This is a genomic window from Aquimarina rhodophyticola, from assembly GCF_042434915.1.
Taxonomy (GTDB): domain Bacteria; phylum Bacteroidota; class Bacteroidia; order Flavobacteriales; family Flavobacteriaceae; genus Aquimarina.
Genome location: NZ_CP170198.1, coordinates 1 through 22,365, shown reverse-complemented (window position 1 = coordinate 22,365; position 22,365 = coordinate 1). Strand labels below are relative to the sequence as shown.

Annotated in this window: 23 protein-coding genes; 11 read left to right on the top strand and 12 right to left on the bottom strand. The window is 34.6% G+C overall.

All coding sequences use genetic code 11. The features are described from left to right. Positions 1–18: 18 nt before the first annotated feature. Positions 19–396 (bottom strand): hypothetical protein, encoded by a 378-nt coding sequence (locus ACE939_RS00115; protein ID WP_378186737.1) that lies wholly within the window; start codon positions 394–396, stop codon positions 19–21. Positions 397–506: 110 nt separating this feature from the next. Here ACE939_RS00115 and ACE939_RS00110 point away from each other — a divergent pair, with 110 nt between their 5' ends. From ACE939_RS00110 to ACE939_RS00090, 5 genes are all read left to right on the top strand, one after another. Beyond that, a complete protein-coding gene (locus ACE939_RS00110) occupies positions 507–773 on the top strand; it encodes a hypothetical protein (RefSeq protein WP_378186735.1) in 267 nt (88 codons plus the stop codon). After that, positions 770–1,162 carry a group III truncated hemoglobin gene (locus ACE939_RS00105; protein WP_378186733.1) on the top strand — a complete coding sequence of 131 codons (393 nt, stop codon included), beginning with the start codon at positions 770–772 and terminating at the stop codon, positions 1,160–1,162. The genes ACE939_RS00110 and ACE939_RS00105 overlap by 4 nt, the downstream gene beginning before the upstream one ends. Positions 1,163–1,240: 78 nt before the next feature. Continuing rightward, the gene (locus ACE939_RS00100) at positions 1,241–1,951 is read left to right on the top strand and encodes a hypothetical protein (protein WP_378186731.1); all 711 of its coding nucleotides are present in this window, start codon (positions 1,241–1,243) and stop codon (positions 1,949–1,951) included. 130 nt (positions 1,952–2,081) lie between these two features. Then, entirely contained in the window at positions 2,082–2,612 is a 531-nt protein-coding gene (locus ACE939_RS00095; protein ID WP_378186729.1) for a methyltransferase, read from the top strand. Positions 2,613–2,639: 27 nt separating this feature from the next. Beyond that, positions 2,640–3,491, top strand: a complete 852-nt coding sequence (locus tag ACE939_RS00090; protein WP_378186728.1) for a glycosyltransferase — start codon at positions 2,640–2,642, stop codon at positions 3,489–3,491. On the opposite strand, the gene pafA is transcribed toward ACE939_RS00090, so the two are convergent. Beyond that, complete coding sequence (gene pafA / locus ACE939_RS00085; protein WP_378186726.1) at positions 3,483–5,120, bottom strand: alkaline phosphatase PafA; 1,638 nt, start codon at positions 5,118–5,120, stop codon at positions 3,483–3,485. The genes ACE939_RS00090 and pafA overlap by 9 nt on opposite strands. Before the next feature lie 117 nt (positions 5,121–5,237). Between pafA and ACE939_RS00080 the strand changes: the two genes are divergently transcribed. Together ACE939_RS00080 and ACE939_RS00075 are read left to right on the top strand one after the other, a co-directional pair. Beyond that, entirely contained in the window at positions 5,238–5,978 is a 741-nt protein-coding gene (locus ACE939_RS00080) for an MlaE family ABC transporter permease (RefSeq protein ID WP_378186724.1), read from the top strand. Next, positions 5,975–6,739, top strand: a complete 765-nt coding sequence (locus ACE939_RS00075; RefSeq protein ID WP_378186722.1) for an ABC transporter ATP-binding protein — start codon at positions 5,975–5,977, stop codon at positions 6,737–6,739. The genes ACE939_RS00080 and ACE939_RS00075 overlap by 4 nt, the downstream gene beginning before the upstream one ends. Positions 6,740–6,768: 29 nt before the next feature. Here ACE939_RS00075 and ACE939_RS00070 read toward each other — a convergent pair whose 3' ends face one another. The 10 genes from ACE939_RS00070 to porV form a co-directional block, all read right to left on the bottom strand. Beyond that, on the bottom strand, positions 6,769–8,217 hold the full coding sequence (locus tag ACE939_RS00070) for a DUF389 domain-containing protein (RefSeq protein ID WP_378186721.1): 1,449 nt from the start codon (positions 8,215–8,217) through the stop codon (positions 6,769–6,771). 7 nt (positions 8,218–8,224) lie between these two features. Continuing rightward, positions 8,225–9,301: a mannose-1-phosphate guanylyltransferase gene (locus tag ACE939_RS00065; RefSeq protein WP_378186720.1), complete on the bottom strand. Its 1,077-nt coding sequence runs from the start codon at positions 9,299–9,301 to the stop codon at positions 8,225–8,227. A gap of 65 nt (positions 9,302–9,366) precedes the next feature. Continuing rightward, positions 9,367–9,963 (bottom strand): SprT-like domain-containing protein, encoded by a 597-nt coding sequence (locus tag ACE939_RS00060; RefSeq protein WP_378186719.1) that lies wholly within the window; start codon positions 9,961–9,963, stop codon positions 9,367–9,369. Between the two features lie 71 nt (positions 9,964–10,034). Beyond that, positions 10,035–10,715, bottom strand: coding sequence for an SDR family NAD(P)-dependent oxidoreductase (locus tag ACE939_RS00055; RefSeq protein ID WP_378186717.1), 681 nt, complete (start codon positions 10,713–10,715; stop codon positions 10,035–10,037). Positions 10,716–10,732: 17 nt separating this feature from the next. After that, a complete protein-coding gene (locus ACE939_RS00050; protein ID WP_378186716.1) occupies positions 10,733–11,704 on the bottom strand; it encodes a M28 family metallopeptidase in 972 nt (323 codons plus the stop codon). A 23-nt stretch (positions 11,705–11,727) separates the two neighbouring features. Continuing rightward, the gene (locus tag ACE939_RS00045; RefSeq protein WP_378186714.1) at positions 11,728–12,309 is read right to left on the bottom strand and encodes an NUDIX domain-containing protein; all 582 of its coding nucleotides are present in this window, start codon (positions 12,307–12,309) and stop codon (positions 11,728–11,730) included. A gap of 84 nt (positions 12,310–12,393) precedes the next feature. After that, a complete protein-coding gene (locus tag ACE939_RS00040; protein WP_378186712.1) occupies positions 12,394–14,028 on the bottom strand; it encodes a pyruvate dehydrogenase complex dihydrolipoamide acetyltransferase in 1,635 nt (544 codons plus the stop codon). A 3-nt stretch (positions 14,029–14,031) separates the two neighbouring features. Then, on the bottom strand, positions 14,032–15,033 hold the full coding sequence (gene pdhA / locus ACE939_RS00035) for a pyruvate dehydrogenase (acetyl-transferring) E1 component subunit alpha (protein WP_378186710.1): 1,002 nt from the start codon (positions 15,031–15,033) through the stop codon (positions 14,032–14,034). A gap of 162 nt (positions 15,034–15,195) precedes the next feature. Then, positions 15,196–15,678, bottom strand: coding sequence for a cytidine deaminase (locus ACE939_RS00030; RefSeq protein WP_378186708.1), 483 nt, complete (start codon positions 15,676–15,678; stop codon positions 15,196–15,198). A 98-nt stretch (positions 15,679–15,776) separates the two neighbouring features. Beyond that, positions 15,777–16,928, bottom strand: coding sequence for a type IX secretion system outer membrane channel protein PorV (gene porV, locus ACE939_RS00025; RefSeq protein WP_378186705.1), 1,152 nt, complete (start codon positions 16,926–16,928; stop codon positions 15,777–15,779). A 496-nt stretch (positions 16,929–17,424) separates the two neighbouring features. Here porV and gldJ point away from each other — a divergent pair, with 496 nt between their 5' ends. The 4 genes from gldJ to ACE939_RS00005 all read left to right on the top strand — a co-directional run bounded on the left by gldJ (position 17,425) and on the right by ACE939_RS00005 (position 22,356). After that, complete coding sequence (gene gldJ / locus ACE939_RS00020; RefSeq protein ID WP_378186704.1) at positions 17,425–19,098, top strand: gliding motility lipoprotein GldJ; 1,674 nt, start codon at positions 17,425–17,427, stop codon at positions 19,096–19,098. A gap of 78 nt (positions 19,099–19,176) precedes the next feature. After that, complete coding sequence (murF, locus tag ACE939_RS00015; protein WP_378186702.1) at positions 19,177–20,466, top strand: UDP-N-acetylmuramoyl-tripeptide--D-alanyl-D-alanine ligase; 1,290 nt, start codon at positions 19,177–19,179, stop codon at positions 20,464–20,466. Between the two features lie 193 nt (positions 20,467–20,659). Then, on the top strand, positions 20,660–21,007 hold the full coding sequence (locus ACE939_RS00010; protein ID WP_378186701.1) for a hypothetical protein: 348 nt from the start codon (positions 20,660–20,662) through the stop codon (positions 21,005–21,007). Between the two features lie 225 nt (positions 21,008–21,232). Further along, positions 21,233–22,356, top strand: a protein-coding gene (locus ACE939_RS00005; protein WP_378186700.1) for an IS3 family transposase whose coding sequence is annotated in 2 segments (ribosomal slippage) — positions 21,233–21,494 and positions 21,494–22,356 — 1,125 coding nt in all. Because the reading frame shifts where the segments join, the coding sequence is not laid out codon by codon here. Positions 22,357–22,365: the final 9 nt, after the last annotated feature.

The window sequence follows — 22,365 nt, the reverse complement described above, 5'->3', positions numbered from 1 at the left end:
AAAAAATCCTCAATCAATTTATTCATCTTCACCTATCGAGGAGGCAACAAATATATCCTTAATTTTATCTCTTACATCCTCATCTTCTAAATAATGTAATAAAGCTTCTTTCAAAAAATCTCTTTTAGTATATCCAATATCAGACTCATTTACTCCAGCTATATACTCATCTAATAACATATTACCCTTACCTGTAACTAGCCATACAGGATTTAATTGTTCATAGTTACTAATGATTGTTTCTATAAAATCACCTCCAATATTACTGTTAGAGGATTGCAACCGGTGTAAATACCCTGGACTTGCATTTATCGATAAACTGAAGCTACGCAAACTATACCCCAAAAACTCTGCAAAAATAATGACTCTATCTAAAATATTATCTTTTTTGTCCAAAATAGTAGTTTAAAATTTGTAAAAATCCAATATTTTACATAATATTGTATACCGAAACCTCAACATTTCGTTCACAAATATACTCATCATTTTAACATTAGCCAACTATCATGATAACGCAAACAGAACGCTCGGCTATAATAAATAGTTTAGGAAGCAAGCACATTAAAAAAATCCAAGAGCATCTCAAAAAAAACAATATTGTAACCTCACAAGGAAGGCCCTACTCTAAAGCCACTATATCCTATATCCTTTCTGGTGAGCGTGAAAATGAAGCCATTGAAAATGCTATCTTTGCTTTTGCTCATCAAAAAATTATAGAAAGAGAGAAGCAACAAGAACTAAGAGAACTGTTAATAGCAAAACAAAAAGAATGAAATCTGATATTATCTGTAGAAAAGATTTAGAATTTTTAATGAATTCTTTTTATGGTGAAGTTTTGGCGGATCCACAGATTGGATTTATTTTTACTGATATCGCTCAGCTCAATATCAATAAACATTTGCCAATTATAGTTGATTTTTGGGAAATGAATGTATTGCGAACAGGTTCATATCGTAACAATGTTATGAAAATTCATCAGGACCTCAATCTAAAATTCCCTCTGAAAGCATCTCATTTTGAAATTTGGCTTACTCTCTTTAACAAGACTGTAGATCATTTATATCAAGGGATTAATGCGCAACGTATTAAAACCAATGCATTATCAATTGCTACTGTTATTCAAGTTAAACTTAGTAATGAAGAAATTAATAATTTGAATTAACTGAATATTAACAAAATTGGATAATGTAGCTGTTTTATGATATGAAGGTTTATATTTGCTTAAATTTAAAATTAATTTATGAAAAAGATCTTTATTTTATTTCTCCTTACTATCATAGGAACAGGCACTTCAATCGAAGCTCAAAACTTTCAACCTGGTTTTAATCATTTCTCTAAGAAAAAAACCACTTATCTGCATATGATGGATGGAACGGTACAAAAGGGTAATTTAAAAAGTTTGGATTACAAAAAGGGACTGATTGAGGGCATCAAAATTAGAGATCTGGAAAACAATAAAATTAAAATCAAACCAGAGAATATTAATTTTCTTTACATACCTCCAAGTGGTTTAGCAAAACTGGGTAGGTTTATGGATATGGCTACAGATTCTCAACAATGGAAAAATAAGGATCTAGATCAAAACTTATTTAAGGATGGTTATGCTTATTTCGAAAATTCTGATGTTCGTGTAAAGAAAAAAACCAGAAATCTAATGATGCAGTTGGTAAACCCTGATTTTTCTGATAAAATTAAAGTATATCAAGACCCTATGGCTGGTGAAACTATGAGTATAGGTGTTGGACCACTTAAAGCCGGTGGAATTGCAAAATCTTATTATGTTAAGAAAGCTAACGAAAAGGTTGCTGTTCGTCTTAAGAAGAAAGATTACGACGAAGAGTTCGCGATGTATTTTGCGGACTGTCCTGAGTTAATTGAAAAGTACGGTGAGAAAGTAAAATGGTCACAATTTGCACTTCATGTATATGAATACAACACGTTGTGTAACTAATCACATTTTAAAAACTATTATTTACTAAGGGGAAGCAATATGCTTCTCCTTTTTTGCTCAAATGCAATGAAAAATAAATTATAAATTCTATATTTCGGCACCGTTGATTTTTTTTAACAAAAAGCATCCTATGTACGAAGGCACTTTTCCGCACAAAAGATTTGAAAAAACGCTGAGTTTCCTAAGAAAGCATACCCCTACTCCCACTACCGTATTAGATTTAGGTGTAGAAAATCCTTTTTCAGAAATTATGAAAATGGAAGGTTATGATGTTCAAAACACTACTGGAGAAGATTTAGACTTTGATACCTCTGCATTGAAAGAAAGCACCGCAAGCGTCGTTACAGCCTTTGAAATCTTTGAACATTTACTCTCACCGTTTACAGTATTGAGAGATATTAAGGCTACAAAAATTGTAGCTTCCGTTCCTTTGCGTTTGTGGTTTTCTAGTGCTTACAAAAGCAAAACAGATCCATGGGATAGACACTATCACGAATTTGAAGATTGGCAATTTGATTGGTTACTTGAGAAAGCAGGTTGGACCATAATTGCAAGAGATTCATGGACTCATCCTGTTAATAAAATAGGGTTTAGACCCCTGTTGAGATTTTTTACACCACGATACTACATCGTTTATGCAGAAAGACATGAGATACTCTAAAATCGAAAGATCGCTATAACGATTATCATGTTAAAAATATACATAATCATACCCGCCCATAATGAAGAAGTCTTTATTAAAAAGACTCTAGACTCGTTAGTTGCGCAATCTATTAAACCTTCCAAAATCGTAGTTGTTGATGATAATAGTACTGATAAAACTCGTGATATTATACAAACATACTGCGACAGCTATTCTTTTGTGTCTTTAGTTAAAATTATTTCAGAATCACAACACCTTCCAGGAAGTAAGGTTATCAATGCTTTTAATACTGGTCTCAAAACTCTAGATAATGACTACGATATTCTTTGTAAATTTGATGCAGATTTAATATTCCCTCAAAATTATCTAGAAACTATGGTGTCGCATTTTGATGCTAATCCTAAGATTGGTATGGTGGGAGGTTTTTGCTATGTTTTAAAAGATACACTATGGCAACTAGAAAATCTAACCAATAAAGATCATATTCGTGGGGCTTTAAAAGCATATCGCAAAGAATGTTTTGACGATATCAAAGGACTGGTACCTGCAATGGGTTGGGATACTATCGATGAACTATTAGCACAATACTACGGTTGGTTAATTAAAACTGATGATTCACTAATTGTAAAACATTTAAAGCCTACAGGCTCCATCTATCACAAACTTGCAAAATACAAGCAAGGTCAAGCATTTTATCAAATGCGATACGGATTTTTTCTAACGCTAATCGCTTCAGCTAAACTGAGTTTGTTAAAAAAACAACCTAAACTATTTCGAGATTATATCAAAGGATATTTTAACGCAGTTATTAGCAAAACACCGTACCTAGTTACCCCGGATCAAGGTGATTTTATAAGAAAGTTACGATGGAAAAAGATCCTGAATAAATTATTTTAAAACCTCATGTAATACTTTACCCGTTGTTCCATTAGGAAACTCAATGCCCAGTAAAGTTGAAATAGTGGGAGCAACATCTGTGATGTATACTTTTTTAACACTAGTTCCCTTTTGTATTCCTTTTCCAAAAAATAATAATGGTGCATGTGTATCATAACTTGAACCACTACCGTGGGTTGATCCTTTTTTTGAGTATACTATAGTCGCTGGATTTAAAACAAATAACACATCTCCACTTCTTTTTTGATGAAATCCCTTTTGCAATAAACCTGCTACACCAAACTCGTACGTACCTCCTAACATTTGTTCTCGCGTATATACTTTATCAACCTGATCATACTCAAGCACTCGTTGAGCGGTAAATGATTGTAACACAGAGTGGTTTATCTCATTAGCTTTCATTGAACTATAGTCAAAAAACAGTTGTCCGTTAGAAACATTCTCAATTAAATTTTTAACTTGAAATCTTTCGTAAAGTTCGTTATTCATCGTTTTTGAAAATTCTTTTATATCAAAATAGCCTGCTGGAATTTTAAGTGAAGTTAAGTAAGCTGGAACATTTACAGCTCCATGGTCTGCAGTTAAGAATATAGTATAGTTATTGACCCCAACCTGTTTGTCTAATACTGCGAGCAAACGCTCTAAATCCTTATCTAACCGCAAATATGCGTCTTGAACTTCTTTGGAATTAACACCAAAATTATGACCTATATAGTCTGTACTTGAAAAACTTATTGTTAACACATCTGTATCATTATCTAAGCCTAATCCTTCTCCTTTTAATGCAGCAATTGCAAAATCAGTAGTTAGACTGTTGCCGTAGGGTGTAGCCTTTAAAATATCAAAACCACCATTAGACTCAGCCAAATCAGCTAATTCATAAGGAAATATTGGTTTCTCTTTTCCTTTGAAACCAGCTTCAAAAGCAGTATCATCTTCACCACTAGCGCTATACTGATCAATATTTTTTAATGTATTCCATGTTTTTAGATACGATTTTATAGATTTTGATGCATTAAACTCTTGCACCCATTTTGGCAATGCGTCCATATAATATGAGCTTGTAATCCATTGCCCTTCGTCACGACCTCTAAACCAATAGGCTGCATTAGCTGTATGCCCTGCTGGTAAGATGGCTCCGCGATCTTTTAGAGATATCCCTATTGTTTTGCCACGCATTTGCGTATGCATTCGATTTTGATCGGTAAAGCTAGTAGTTTTTAATCGTCGCGGAGACATTTGTTCGTATGTACTGGTAGAGCCTACAGCCTTTACTAGTGTATCCTCAACACAGTAAACTGTAGTTTTGGATTTTTTATCATACCAATTATTTGCTATTATCCCATGATTAAATGGGGTTGTTCCTGTGTAAACAGAAGCATGACCAGGACCTGTATAAGTTGGTATATAGTTAAAATGAGCGTTTTTATATTGAAAACCATCATTGATAAGCCGGTTAAACCCTCCAGCTCCAAAGGTTTCTCGAAACCGTGTCAAATAATCATATCGCATTTGATCAACTACAATTCCAACAACTAATTTAGGACGATCTTCTTTACTTTGCTTAGTCTGTGTGTATACTGTACCGACCGAAAAAATGGTAACCACAAAAAATACTATTCGTAACATGAGTTTTATTTGTATTATGAATTGCAAAAGTAGCATTTATATAAAACTAAACTTTAGTATAAGGTTAAATGCTGTCGGATATTTTTTTTCTATTTTAGCCATTCTAATCCGAATTTCATGTTTTATTTAGACGATATTGGACGCTATTTTTTGATGATAAAAGGAATTTTTAGTCGTATGACTAAAGGTTCTGTATTGCGTACGCTAATATTTAAAGAGATTGATGACTTAATTATTGGGTCTATCGGAATTACAGTATTTCTTGCATTTTTTATTGGTGCTGTAGTTGCTATACAAACAGCTTTAAACCTTACCAATCCCTTGATACCTAAACAACTAATTGCTTTTGCTTCTCGACAGTCGGTTATTCTAGAATTTGCACCAACATTTATTTCGGTTATTATGGCAGGTAAAGTCGGGTCATTTATAACATCAAGTATTGGTACAATGCGCGTAACTGAGCAAATTGACGCGTTAGAAGTAATGGGTATTAATTCGTTGAATTACCTTGTATTCCCTAAGATAATTGCCATGTTAATGTATCCCTTTGTTATAGCAATTGCTATGTTTGTGGGAATTTTTGGAGGCTATATAGCTGGTGTTTATGGAGGTTTTGTTTCGAGTAGTGAGTTTATTACTGGATTACAAGATGAGTTTGTTCCTTTTCATCTGGTGTATGCCTTTATAAAAACATTTTTATTTGCCTTTCTACTAGCTACTATACCTTCGTTTCATGGATATTATATGAAAGGTGGTGCACTTGAGGTAGGAAAAGCGAGTACAGCTGCTTTTGTTTGGACAACGGTGGTTATTGTAATTTCAAACTACATACTAACTCAATTACTACTAAGCGCATGATTGAAGTAAATGATATTCATAAAGCTTTTAATGGCGAAGAAATACTAAAAGGAATCACAACCACCTTTCATCGCGGAAAAACGAATCTTATTATCGGTACCAGTGGTAGTGGTAAGACTGTATTTTTAAAATGTCTTCTAGGGCTTTTTACACCCGAAAAAGGAACGATCTCCTATGATGGAGAAAATTATTCTGAGTTGGATGATGAAGAAAAGAGACGTCTGCGTCAACAAATGGGTATGGTTTTTCAGGGAAGCGCATTGTTTGATTCTATGACAGTAGAAGAAAATATTATGTTTCCGCTCCAAATGTTCACCAAGCAAAAAAAAACAGAAATGCTTGATCGTGCTAACGAAGTAATTGATCGAGTTAATCTTGAGAATGCCAATAAAAAACTTCCTTCAGAGATAAGTGGTGGTATGCAAAAACGAGTAGCGATTGCTCGTGCTATTGTAACTCGACCAAAATATTTGTTTTGTGATGAACCTAATTCTGGGCTAGATCCTAATACCGCTATGGTTATCGATAATTTAATTCAAGAAATTACTGTCGAAAATGATATTACCACCGTAATCAACACTCATGACATGAACTCTGTGATGGAAATCGGTGAAAAAATTATTTTTCTTAAAAAAGGTTTCTTAGAATGGGAAGGTGATAAAACGCAAATTTTTAAAACTGAAAATGAAGCTGTAACCAATTTTGTATATTCTTCGAATTTATTCAAGAAAGTTAGAAAAGCACAATTACAAGGGTTTTAAGTATAAAAACTTTACTTATTTAGTTCTCCTTAGTTTATAAGTAACGTATCGACCCCTATTTTACGAGTTATCCACATACGTAAATCAGTTTGTCGAACATCCTGAAGACTATCAGATAATTGTGTTTTCCATTTAGGAAATAGCACAGGAACTGTATCTACTTTTAAAAAATTTGATTGAAGTATCAGTCCATACCCTAACCTCGATAAATCAGGAAATCTAATTTTTGCATCTTTTGCTATGCTATTATATGGTAGTACCTTGACTGGTGTTACTTTATTTGCTTCTTGTAGTTGCAATTCTAGAGCGGCAATTTGATTTTTAAGATCCTCATTTTGTGCCGTTAGACGATCATTAGCACTTTCGAGTCTACCTAGTTCTACAATTGACCGGTCGTAAGCTTTTGAGACTTGTTCTAATCCTCTAGACTTATTACCGTTTATAGTTAGTTCAAAATCCTTAATATGGTCATACTTTTTTATTTCATTTCTTAGGTCACTTACTACGGCCTCTGCTATTTCACCATCAAAATACAACTTGATGGTTTCTTCATTATAGTTATAAAAATCTTTACGAAGGTATAAATTTTCATTCCCTGCTATTTCAGTTTCCAAAAAATTACGATAATCCCGCTCACTATTACTTTCTCCCAAAACTTTAACAAAAGTAAAGATAGCTGGAATCATAGCCATTAAAGCTATAAATGACGCCAATTGAGCTGTACGCTTACGCTTTGCAGAATTGGCATATCTAATCATAGGAAAACGTAATAACTTGGCTGTTATAAATGTAGATAATGCAATAAAAATAGCATTGATCGTAAAAAGATATAAAGCTCCACCTGCGTATATGAAATTCCACTCGGCAATACCATAACCAACCGTACAAAGTGGTGGCATAAGAGCCGTTGCGATTGCTACTCCTGCAATGGCATTTGGCATAGTTCCTTTTTTAGATTTTGCCATTATTAATGCTAGGCCACCAAAGATTGCTACAAAAACATCTAGAATTGTTGGAGCTGTTCTCGCTTCTAATTCTGGAGTTAACTCTGTTAAAGGTGAAAGAGAGAAATATATCGTTGCTGTTAAGACACTTAACCCAACCATCACACCTAAGTTGATTAAGGATCTACGTAGGGTATCAATATCATTGATTGCTATAGATAAACCTACACCTACTATCGGACCCATTAAAGGTGATATAAGCATCGCTCCAATCACGACCGCTGTAGAACTAACATTAAGCCCAATCGAAGCTACAAAGATAGAGAAAACAAGAATCCATGCTGTATGCCCTTTAAAAGGTATGTCATTTTTGACATCTGCTACTGTTTGGTCTCGGTCTGTATCAGATCTAATATCTAATAAATCGCTTAAAAAAGCGCTAACACTTTCAAAAAGACCTTTAGCCTCTTTTTTTATAGTTTCTCTTACCTCATCTGCTTCAGAAGATGTATGTGGGTTCGAATTATCTTGCATACTTTACTTATCCGTAATGTTCTCCAAACTTTGCTTTTACTGATGCCAAAACTTCTTTAATCTGTTGTTCTTTTTTCTTTGGATAGATTAAAAGAACTTCTTCATTATCAATAATTATATAATCATCCAATCCATCAACTACGACCACCTTTTTATCTGATGTTCTAATCATATTACCAGAAGCATCTTGCGCCAATAGTTTAGCATTGACTACCGCATTTTTTGCTTCAGTTTTATCTAGTTCGTTATACAGCGAGCCCCAGGTACCCAAGTCGTTCCAGTCAAAGGTAGCTGGCACAACATATACATTATCAGCTTGCTCTAAGATAGCATAATCAATTGATATATTTTCTGCCAGGGGATAGTTATTTATAATAAAAGCTTCTTCTTTTTTAGTGTTAAAATCTTGAAGACCGCTTACAAATAAATCCATCATTTCTTTTTGATAATTCTCAAAAGCTGTAAGTATACTCGAGACACTCCAAATGAAAATACCTGCATTCCACAAATAATTACCTTGTGCTAAAAATTGCTTTGCTTTTTCGTAGGTTGGCTTTTCAGTAAACTTTGAAACTTTTTTAATAGCATTTTCGCTCTCATTGTGTTCAATATAGCCATATCCCGTATTAGGGAAGGTTGGTTTAATACCCAAGGTAATCAGTCTGTCGTTTTGCTCACATGTCTCAAAACTTTGTTGCACATCATTGGCAAAAGCTTTTTCGTCCTCTATCCAGTGATCACTTGGGGCAACGATCATAACAGCATTGGGATCCATCTTTTGAATTTTTAAAGAGGCATACAAAATACAAGGTGCTGTATTGCGCATTGCTGGCTCCCCGATTATTTGGTCTTTTCTTATTTGAGGTAGATGTTCCTGCACTAAATCACTATAGCATGCATTCGTTAAAATAAAAATATTTTCTTCGGGAATACTTTTTGCCAATCTTTTAAAGGTATGTTGAATTAAAGATTCGCCAGTTCCTAACATATCATGAAACTGCTTAGGAAATTTGGTAGTACTAACAGGCCAAAACCTTGATCCCACTCCTCCTGCCATTAAAATAGCATAATAATTCTTTTTCATAATTTATATCTATAGCGATTTAATAAACAAATAACTTTACTTATAATATAATTTAAAATAGTAAGCTAATGTACTATTTCAACTTCGGCATTAGGATTAAAAAGGTAAATTCTTCCTGTATTAATCTCAACACATTCATATCTTTTAATTTTTTTATTCCCTTTGCGAAATAATTTACCGTTGTATAATCTAAACGTGCTTCCCTGTGGAAGTTCAAAGATATAGTTTTTATCATTTACCGGATCAAACTGTTTGAGTAGAAGGGATAAATGAGCATCGGTGTCACTGCTAGCTTTTGGGTTTTTGAAATGAGTTGCAATTGCAGGCAATAGTGAAGAAGGAAATATCTGAGGGTTAATAAAAGGAAGCATTAAGCGCTGAAACGTCCGTTTCCATTCTAATCCATGCGGTTTTATTCTATTTCCGTAGTTTTCAAAAGCAATGAGATGTGCTATCTCATGAATTAATGTAATCAGGAATCGATATTTATTGAGCGAAGCGTTCACAGTTATGCGATGACCCCCATCAGCTAATCTGCGATAATCTCCATGACGTGTTACGCGTTCATTAACGATTTTGAGATACACCTGATGTTGAACTATCAAGTCAAATGCAGGATCTACAGCACGTTCTGGTATATATTTAGTTAAAATTTCTTTCACACGTACAAAATACAAAATAGCCTAGAAAGTATAGAATAATCTTATTTTAAATTCATGTAATCATTCAATTATTACGGTGTGCTACTTGAAACTTGCAAAATTTTACCATTATAAAATTTATGGCCTGTTTCAGCAAAATCGCTGATGTATTGTGCCATTTCTAATGCAGTAAGTGGTGCTTTGTATCCTGGAAAAGCTTCTTCGAGCATCTCTGTTTGTACTGCTCCCAAAGCCAAGGCGTTAAATGCGATCCCAGTCTCTTTATACTCTTCAGCCAGTAGCTCGATCAAAGTTAGTACCGCACCTTTACTAGAACTGTAAGCTGCCAAGCCAGGAAACTTTAAACTACCTTGAATTCCGCCCATACTACTTATGGCTATCACATGACTTCTTTTGCGTAAGAAAGGAAGCATTGCACGTGTTAGCGCTGCTACACCAAAAACGTTAACGTGATACACTTTTTCAAAATCCCTTGTTGTAAGCTGTGAAAATGGCTTGTTTATCAAAAGTCCTGCATTATGGATAATTATATCGATTTGTTCCCATTGAGAATTCACAAAACTCACAACACTATCTATAGATTTTTCACTTAATAAATCAAAGGAAAAAGTTTGAATTTTATCACTTTTTAAGGCTTCAACTGATTCTGTATCTCTAGACAAAGCCAAAACATTATGACCTCTAGAGGCAAACAGCTTTGCTAACTCAAATCCAATACCTCGGCTGGTTCCTGTAATAAGTACATTTTTCATATAATTTATTGCTTATTTTAATTCAATCTAATTTCTTTATCGGCTGTATTTGCCATTTTTTCAACGCATACAATTATCGATTCTACTAAGGCAGTCATAAAATCAATGTTCATATGAGAAGTCTCATCATCGACATGATGATAATAATCATAATTAGAAAAATCAAACGCAGAAAGTGTATGACTAGGAATCTTTAATTCTTTGTAAAACGAATAGTTATCACTGCGCTTAAAAAGCTGATATTCTTCAGCTTTAGGCAAGAAACCGATCCAATCCTTGTGCGCATAACTATTGAGTTTATCTGCCATATTAGATTTAGCAAAACCTGTTAGATACGCGTTATAGCTTTTATCAACCATTGGTACACCAACCATCTCAAAATTAAGCATTGTATAAATTGGCACTTCAAGTTCTTTAAAACGATTAGCAATATGTGCTGATCCTATTAACCCGCTCTCTTCTGCACCAAATAGTATAAAAATCAGACTACGCTTTGTAGATTTAATTTTTGCGAAATGCTTAGCTAGAGATAACACTACACTTACTCCTGTAGCATTATCATTTGCCCCATTAGCAATACTATCCATAGTTTTAACCGCTTGCTTTTGAATCCCAATATGATCCAAATGGGCGCCTAAAACAATGTACTCCCGTGACAGTAAAGAATCGTTTCCTTTAATAAAAGCGACTATATTTTTTGTATCGATTCCTTTTGCAATAAAAGGGTCTTCATAAGTTGTAAAAAAAGGTACTACTCCATAACTTTTAAATTCTTTTATAGCATAAGCCGCAGATAGCTCATAGCCCTTGCTACCAAGAGCACGCCCCTGTAAGGAATCACTCGCTAGATAGGTGATATGTTGTTGCAACGCTGTTTTGATTTCAATAGTATCAACACGTTTTAACTTTAATTTATTTTCTTGAGCAAATCCAATAGACAACCCAAAGAATAAACAATATAATCCAAAGATTTTATACAATATTTTCATATTTACTAATAACTATAATTAATCTACAGCGTATATTTAATTTGAGCTGCCTGAAGTAAAAGTATTGTTTTAGCATCACATATTGACCCATTTTGAACTTTTTCTATAGCTTGTTCCAAGGATAATTCTACTACATTAATATGTTCATGTTCTTCTTTTACACCGCCTCCAGATGTGACTTTCATTGCCTCATTATATTCGCTAAGAAATAAATATATTTTTTCTGTAGAAACTCCGGGTGATGTAAAGACAGCTCCTAATGATTCTAGATCTGACAATTGATATCCCGTCTCTTCAAGAGCTTCTCGTATTGCACACTGTCTAGGGCTATCTCCATCTAGCATCCCTGCACACACCTCCATACTAGAATTTTGTTGATTCACTAAATAAACTGGATATCTAAACTGCTTGGTAAGAATAACCGTTCTATTTAGTTTATTGAAGAGCAAAACTGCCGCTGCATCCCCACGATCAAACACTTCTCTCACATGATGCTCCCAAGCCTCTGAAGATTCAGGTAAAAAATCAAAAGAATATTCACGCAGTGTATATTTGTTACTAGACAATACTCGATTTTTTTCATTTTTAACTCTTGGTTTCATCATGTATAAAAGATAAAAAATCCCACTTTATTCAAAGTGGGATTTATATTAATTTAAATTTTATTTAATACTTATATAGGACATAATCTATGCCAGCATAGTAACTGGATTTTCCAAATATTGTTTAAGTGTTTGAAGAAATTGTGCACCAGTAGCACCATCAACTGTTCTGTGGTCACATGCAAGTGTAACCTTCATCGTATTACCCACAACAATTTGTCCTTCTTTGACAACTGGTTTTTCTACAATGGCTCCCACAGACAAAATAGCAGAATTAGGCTGATTTATAATCGATGTAAATTCTTGAATTCCGAACATCCCCAAATTTGAAACTGTAAAAGTACTTCCTTCCATTTCTTGCGGAGTTAGTTTTTTGGATCTAGCTTTTCCTGCCAAATCTTTTACTTTTCCACCTATCTGCGTTAATGACATTTGATCTGCAAATGTGAGCACAGGAACCACTAGCCCCTCATCAACAGCAACAGCGACACCGATATGAATATGTTTGGCATATTTCATTACAGTATCTGTCCATTGTGTATTTACCTGTGGATGTTTACGTAATGCCATAGCACATGCTTTAACCACCATATCGTTAAAAGATACCTTTGTATCTGGTAATTGATTTATATTTTGACGAGAAAGCATTGCTTGCTCCATGTTTACCTCTATAGTCAGATAATAATGAGGCGCCGAAAATTTAGATTCTGCCAAGCGCTTTGCAATCACTTTGCGCATTTGAGAATTCTTAACTTCTTCAAAAGCTTCTTCACCTGCTGGTGTATATACCTGAGGAGATTGTGCTTGGGTAGAAATTTCAGATTTTTGAGGCATTGTCTTCGCTTCTTGCGAAGGTGTATACGACTCTACATCTTTTTTTACAATTCGCCCTTTATCTCCCGATCCTTTTATTTTAGAAAGACTAATCCCTTTATCTGCAGCTATTTTTTTTGCTAACGGTGAAGCAAAAATACGCTCTCCAGAACTATTATCCTCTTGTGTGTCTGTAGGTAGTACCGTTTTCTTTTGATCTTCGGTAGTACTGTTCGATTTACTTTTATTTTCAGGTTCTGATGATGAAGCTTCAGTTTTTCCATCTTTTAATCCTGAAATGTCTGTGCCTTTGGGACCAATAATTGCTAATAATGCATCTACCGGAGCTGTTTCTCCTTCTCCTATTCCAATATGAAGTAACGTACCATTATAAAATGATTCGAACTCCATCGTAGCTTTGTCAGTTTCTATTTCTGCAAGGATATCTCCTTCTTCAACGCTATCACCTACTTTTTTTAACCAAGTAGCTACGGTTCCTTCTTCCATAGTGTCACTAAGTCTTGGCATAGTGATTACTTCAACTCCTTCAGGAACTTCAGTTGAAGAAGCTTTGGAGGCTGTATTTTCTTGCGATGCTTGCTCTTCAGAAATATTTGCTTCGTCATCTTTTTTGGAAGCACCCTCTTTAAGGAGATCTGATATATCTTCACCTTCTTCCCCTATAATAGCTAGAAGTTGATCTACAGGAGCTGTTTCACCTTCTTCTATACCTACATGCAGTAAAACGCCTTCATAAAAGGACTCAAACTCCATCGTAGCTTTATCTGTTTCTATTTCTGCAAGGATATCTCCTTCACTTACTTTATCTCCTTTTTTAACAAGCCACTTTGCGACAACCCCTTCTTCCATTGTGTCGCTCAAACGCGGCATATTAATTACTGTAGCCATATCTTATTGTGGTTTGTGTGATAAAAACGGATAATCTTTTTGATCGTAAACAACGTCATACATAACGTTCTTTTCTGGAAATGGTGAGTCTTCAGCAAACTTTTGACATGCAGCAACACTGTCTTTAACCCTTTTGTCTATAACTGCAATTTCATCATCAGTTGCGTGTTTTTGCTCTTTAATAATATCCAAAACTTGAGTAATTGGGTCTATTTTTTGATATTCGGCCACTTCATCCTTAGTTCTATATTTTTGAGCATCACTCATTGAGTGTCCTCTATACCTATATGTCTTTAACTCTAAAAACGTTGGTCCGCCTCCAGTGCGAGCTCTATTAATAGCTTCGTCCATAGCCTCTGCTACCTTCACTGGGTTCATTGCATCTACAGGGCCACAAGGCATCTCATACCCTAATCCAAGTTTCCAGATATCTGTGTGATTAGCCGTTCGCTCTACAGAGGTACCCATAGCATACCCATTATTCTCTACACAAAATACCACTGGAAGTTTCCATAACATTGCAAGATTAAAAGTTTCATGCAAGGAACCTTGACGTGTAGCACCGTCACCCATAAAAGTAAGTGTTACAGCATCTCTCTTATGATATTTATCAGCAAATGCTAAACCTGCACCAAGAGGGATTTGCCCCCCAACGATACCATGTCCACCATAAAATCTGTGTTCTTTAGAAAAAATATGCATCGACCCACCTAAACCTTGAGAAGTACCTGTACCCTTACCATATAGTTCAGCCATTACTCGCTTTGGATCCACGCCCATACCAATTGGCTGTACGTGATTACGGTACGCCGTAATCATACGATCTTTGGTTAAATCCATCGCATGCAACGCTCCTGCCAAAATCGCTTCCTGACCGTTATACAAATGTAAAAACCCTCTTACTTTTTGCTGGATATATACTTGAGCCAGTTTGTCCTCAAACTTTCTCCAGAAAAGCATATCTTCATACCACTTCAGGTAAACTTCTTTGGTTATTTTTTCCATTTAGAATGTAATAATATTTCTATTTATTTATAGATACTCAATGCCTTTTAAAAAGCGAATAATTCTTATAATTATTTCATGGTTATAATTGACACCAAAAGCAAAAATAATATATTCACTTGTAAGGGAAAAGGAGTTTACAAATAAATATCTACTTGTAGCTTATAGATACGATTTATCAAAAATCAATGGTAGCAAATTAGACAACGAATTTGAACATACTACTTTACCTGTCTCTCCCATAAAATAAATTTCGATAGGCTGCTTCTGCTTTACTTCATACTCTGCTATTGCTTGACGACACGCTCCACAGGGAGGAGTTGGGGTAATCAATTGATGTTTTAGAGATCGCGCAGAAAGTACCATTTTTACAACGGGCACATCTGGGTAATTGGCTCCCGCATAATAAATGGCTGTACGCTCCGCACATAAGCCAGAAGGGTACGAAGCATTTTCTTGATTGTTACCTAGCACTATTTCATTATTCCCTAACAGAAGTGCCGCTCCAACCAAGAACTCTGAGTAGGGAGCATAAGCTTTATCCCTTATTAAGATCGCCTTTTCCATAAGCTTTTGTATATCATCTGGCGTTTCATCTAATGAATCATATACTTGTAATGTAGATTTTATAGCTATCTCTTTCAATGTAATCGTTTAAAAATTAATGCTTGACAATGTACTATAAAGTAAAAAAGTATCAAACTGTTCGCTTGATACTTTTAAAATTATTTTAAATGATACTTTTAGTTTTCGGCATAATTATCTCCAAAATTAAAAGATAAACCAAACCTAAGCGTTCCTTCCAAAGGACTCTTTACTGGGGACGTAGAGAAAAGATACGATATATCAATATTTACAATAGTATATCTAAAACCAGCTCCCAGTGCAACAAACTTACGAGCACCTTTTTCTTCGGCTTCATTAAAATAACCTGCTCTAAAAGCAAATACATCTTGATACATATATTCTGCCCCTAAGGACCATGTAAATTCTTTCAACTCTTCACTAAAACCATCGGGTGCATCACCCCAGGATGAAAAAATTGCTCCAAAGGAATTGATTTCTTGATATTCTTGATTATCCTCACCGTTTATATCGCCATCTCCATTAAAATCCTGTGGAGAAGGTACTAACAATTTATTAATTTCGAAGGACGGTGTAATTCGATTTGACTCATCCAAAAGAAAATCAAAACCAGCACCAAATTTAAAGTTAGTAGGTATAAAATTCTCTTGACCAGCCTCATCATACTTGATCTTTGGTCCAATATTAGAAATATTCGCTCCTGCACGCCAGCGTCCATTAAAAGAATTAAAAGCGATTTCTTCACTTTGAAAGAAACCTGCGATATCGACTCCAAAACTACCCGAAGCGGATATATCTTCGGTTCCATTAGATAGTTTCAAATCGGATCTTAAATAACGACCAGCTACAGCCATAGAGAAACGCTCACTCAATCGTAAGGCATACGAAACGTCAATTGTTAATTCATTAGGTTTTTCTATCAAACCTAAATCATTTGGATTTTCACGAAACTCTATTTCTCCTAAACTAAAATATTTGAAACTAGCGGCAAACGCACTACGCTCATTAATTCGGTTATAATAGGTTAAATTACCGAGTCCTATATCATTAACTAATTGACTGAGGTACGGAGTGTAATTAACTCCAACTCCCTGCTTTTTTTGAATAAAAGCATACTTTGCCGGGTTCCATTGTTGCGAAAATGCATCTGGAGTAGTAGCAACACCTTGATCCGCTAATCCTGCTGCTCTCGCATCTGCTGCTATTAAAAGAAAAGGAACCGCGGTAGTTATAGCCCGGTTATCTTGCGCCTGCAGTTGATTCCCTAAAACAAATAAAAGCCCCAAAACGAGAATAATATTCTTTTTCATAAATTGAGTTTAATTTAGACAAATATAAAGTTATTTCATTACTAAAAAAGAACAACTTTTTAAAATAGGATTTATACCATACATTAAACGTCCTTTTTTCTAATATCTTATAAAGTCAATTTATTTTTTATAAAAAAAGAATCGAATAATTGTAGTACATACATTTAAAAATGACGTTTGAACGGAATTAATAAACACTTAATCGATCCTTTTAAAAGGTAAAATTGCATATTTTTGATGGCTGAAAGAATAAAATTGATGCTACCAAAAAAGAATTTTACTTTTTATATTAAAAGTGAATAGTTTTCAAAAACAGTCGAAATTACAGCTATTTACCTATTATTTTACAATAAAGTTTAATATCACCCGTTATTGAGAATTCAAGACAGAAATAATAATTTATTCTGAAATGATAATAATTTAAAAAAATTGGGGTAAATTTAGCTGTATTTATTATATTGCGATCCCTAATTTCTACTTTAACGAACTTAAGATTATGAAAAAAGCGTTTATTTTTAAGTCGCTGATGTTACTCACCATTAGCACTTTACTGTTAAGCTGTAATCAGAATAATTACGGCGACAGTTCTCGGGCTACTGGATGGAAATACAATTCCAAAGAAGGTGGGTTCCAAGTAAACACAAACTATAACGAGCAAGAGACTGGTCCTGGACTTGTTTTTGTTGAGGGAGGTACTTTTACCATGGGACGTGTGCAAGATGATGTCATGCATGACTGGAACAATACTCCTACTCAACAGCATATTCAATCCTTTTATATGGATGAAACCGAAGTAACTAACATTATGTACTTAGAGTACCTTGACTGGTTAAAAGGTGTATATCCACCGACAGAACCTAAGTATAAAAATATTTACAACGGAGCATTACCTGATACATTGGTTTGGAGAAACCGTCTTGGGTTTAATGAAATGATGACAAATAACTATTTACGTCATCCTGCATATGCTAATTATCCAGTAGTGGGTGTAAATTGGATACAAGCAGTAGAATTTAGCAACTGGAGAACCAATCGTGTTAACGAACGTATTTTGGAAGAAGAAGGCGTTATACGAGAAAATGCTCCATTTGAAGATGTGTCTGCAGAAAGCACCTTTGATACCGAAACATATTTAAATGCTCCTTCTCAAACCTATGGAGGAAACGATGAAGCTATTCGTGGAGGTAGAGCCTCAGAAAAATATGAGCAACGTAACGACTCTACAGGATTATATATCCAGCGTAAAGATGGTTTACTATTACCAAAATATAGACTTCCTACAGAAGCTGAGTGGGAATATGCTGCTTTAGGATTAGTAGAATTGAGAAGCTATAACATCTATAGAGGTCGTAAAAAATATCCATGGAACGGAAAGTACACGCGTTCTGGTAAAAGAAGAACTCGAGGAGATCAATTAGCTAATTTTAAACAAGGTGATGGTGATTACGGTGGAATCGCTGGATGGAGTGATGATGGTGCAGATATAACCGCGCCAGTTAAATCATATGATCCAAACGACTACGGTTTATATGATATGGCTGGAAACGTTGCCGAATGGGTGGCTGATATCTATCGCCCGATTGTTGATGACGAATACAATGATTTTAACTATTACAGAGGTAATGTATACACTAAGAATGCTATTAACCCTGATGGAACGGTTAAAATTGTAACTACAGACTCTATCATTTTTGATACATTGAGTAATGGTAAAATTGTTGCTAGAGTTTTACCAGGAGGAATCTTACAAACTCCTGTTGATGAAAATGAAACATATTTGAGAACTAATTTCACACAAAGTGACAATAGAAACTTTAGAGATGGTGATAAAAGCTCTTCTAGATATTATGAAGGATACCAAGATGAGAATACCCCGAATAGAAGAATGTATAACGCTCCTATTCATAAAGTAGGTCCTAGTGAAGAGGATAGTACTAAATTAGACCGAAGCTATGATGAGTCCAGCAAACGAACCACGATTGTAGGTGAGAATGTAAGAGTGTATAAAGGAGGCTCATGGAAAGACAGAGCCTATTGGCTAGATCCAGCTCAGCGAAGATTCTTCCCGCAGGATATGTCTACAGACTATATAGGATTTAGAAACGCAATGTCACGTGTAGGAACCAAAGCAAAAAACAAGAAAACTCCTAGACATCGTAAACCTAATTAATAATAGAACTAACATCATAACATATTCGGCCCTGTATAAATAACATTTATTCAGGGTTTTTTAATACACCATTATTAAATGACAATAGCAGAGTTACATAAAATATTTATTAAAAGCACCGGAGTTTGTACAGACACGCGGAAACTAAAAAATAATCAACTCTTTTTTGCTCTCAAAGGTGATAATTTTGATGGAAATTTTTACGCACAGCAAGCGATAGATCAAGAAGCACTTTATGCTATTGTAGACGATAAATCTATAGTTAACAACTCAAAAATTATATATGTTGATAATGTCTTAGACACCCTTCAAAAACTTGCAACTTACCATAGAGTTTATTTGGATATTAAGATTATAGCATTAACAGGAAGTAACGGTAAGACAACAACCAAAGAGCTTATAAACGAAGTTCTTAAGACTACCTTTAACACTGTTGCCACCCAAGGTAATTTGAATAACCATATAGGAGTACCATTGACGTTACTATCAATGACCAAATCTACAGAAATTGGCGTTGTCGAAATGGGAGCAAATCATATAAACGAAATAGAATTTTTATGCAATATAGCGCGACCTAACTTTGGATATATAACAAATATTGGAAAAGCTCATCTCGAAGGTTTTGGAAGCTTAGATGGTGTTCTAAAAGGTAAAACAGAGTTGTATCGACATTTACAAAAAGAGGAAGAACTAGTCTTTCTAAATGCAGAGGATGAAAAACTCGTGAGTGCAGCTATTACTAACAAAAGTTTTAAATTTTCTGAAAATAATAACACAGACACCACTATTAAATTTGTACAAGCAAACCCCATGGTTGCGGTATCTTATAAAAATTCAACCATACAAAGCAACCTTATTGGCTCCTATAATTTTACCAATATAGCTGCCGCGATTGCTATTGGAGATTACTTTAAAATACCTCCACAAAAAATCAAAAAAGCTATTGAGTCATATACCCCAAACAACAACCGTTCTGAAATTGTTATTTTAAAGAACTATTCGGTTATTATGGATGCTTACAATGCAAATCCATCAAGTATATCGGCAGCGATAGAAAACTTTAAAATTTCACCTTATCGATCTAAAACAATATTCCTAGGGGATATGTTTGAATTGGGACCATACAGCGCAAAAGAACACGAAAAGATTGTCGAGATATTAATAAACACCGACATAGATCAAATTATTTTAATAGGTCAACATTTTTATAAAACCAAAATCACAAATTCAAACATCATTAAATACACCTCTTTTTCTGAGTTGGAAGACAATTGGTCAACCTCCTTCCTATCTAAAGGAAATCTTATAAAGGGATCACGTGGAATGCAATTAGAGCGTATTTTAGAATTAATTAAGAAGTCTGAGTAACATCTATAAAAGTCGCTTAAATACGTTTTTGTGTGAACTGTAGAAATACACTTCTTACAACTGTTAATTCACCCAAATCTTATTAACCAAGTGTTAACACAAATATCTGATTTACAGCTATTTATTAACCATACATTAACAAAGCATATTCTCAGTAATAAATATTTTTACTTCGTCACACAAAAAATTTATTATGAAAGGAATACTACTTGCTATATGCCTTATAGCATATACCTCTGGATACACTCAACTTCAAGCTCAAAAAGATAAATCACAGGACACCCTCCTTCTTCAAATGGCGAATGATAGAGTTGCATTGTTGCAGCAAGAACTCAATTTAACGAACACAACCGCTAACATACTGAGAAAAAAAATTGTGGAGTATTCTATTGAAGCAGATAAAATAATCCAATCAGAGCTCTCGTACAACGACAAAGCTCGTAAATTAAGAAGTTTACTATACTATCAAGAAATTGAATTAAAAAACTTACTTACCGTTCCTCAATATTACAAATATGTAAACCTTACAGCAAGTAATTAGAATAATGGACTTTTTAAGATACTTCTTGTGGGTCATACTGGATTCGAACCAGTGACTTCTACCCTGTCAATATGAGCTCCTCCCGTTAAACTGGTCGTTGAGTACTGACCTCCTCCCATTAAATGTAGGCTTCCCTTTTTTGACCTCCTCCCAATAAACTGGACACTTCAAAATTAGAGTTTTAAGGGCAAAAAAATGTTTAACTTTAAAACAGATTATTTGCTTATGAGACGTTCAAAATATTCAGAATCACAAATTGTATTTGCGATCAAACAAGTAGAAACAGGTACACGTCTATCTGAAGTGTGCCGTAAGATGGGTATCAGTGAAGCCACCTTCTATAATTGGAAGAAAAAATACGGAGGTCTAGGAGTCTCGGAGCTTCGTAGACTTAAGAACTTAGAGGAGGAGAATTCGAAGTTAAAGAAGCTTGTTACCGATTTAAGTTTGGATAAACAGATCTTACAAGATGTGCTCAAAAAAAAGTTCTAAGACCTTCCAGAAAGCGCGGGATGGTCGATAATATAAGGATGGAATACAACATATCTATCCAGCGTTGCTGCAAATTAATATTAATACATAAGAGCGTATTTTATTATAAGAGTAAGGGAAGAAATGATGAATTATTGAGAATGCGCATGAACGAAATAGCTGCCATTAGGGTTCGATATGGCTTTTGGCGTATCTATATTTTATTGAGAAGAGAAGGTTTTATGGATAATCACAAACGTGTTTACAGAGTCTATTGCGAAGAAGGTCTTAACCTAAGGTCCAAGAGGCCTAAGAGGAATCGTTCTGCTTCACACAGACAGCTAAATCAAGATAGTGCTTCTAGTTTACACGAATGTTGGAGTATGGATTTTGTCTGTGACCAACTGTATAATGGCAATCGCTTCAGAGCCTTAACTGTAGTGGATAATTTTAGTCGCAAGTGCCTAGCAATTCATGCTGGAAAATCCCTTAAAGGAAGTGATGTTGTCCAAATTATGGAAATCACTACCTTTGGTAACGAGATACTTCCTAAACGTATTAAGGTTGATAACGGTAGCGAATTTATCAGTAAAGTATTAGATAAGTGGGCATATGAGAACAATGTAGAACTTGACTTTTCAAGGCCAGGAAAACCTACAGATAATCCATTTATAGAAAGTTTTAATGGTTCTTTTAGAGATGAATGTTTAAATGCTAACTGGTTCTTTTCTTTAGAAGATGCACAGGAAAAATTCGATATTTGGAGAAAGGATTATAACGAATTTAGACCACACAGCTCGTTGGGGGACATGTCCCCCAACGAGTTCATAGAAACGAATGAAAATAGCCCAAATTCTCTAGTTATAACCAGTACATAAAACGGGAGG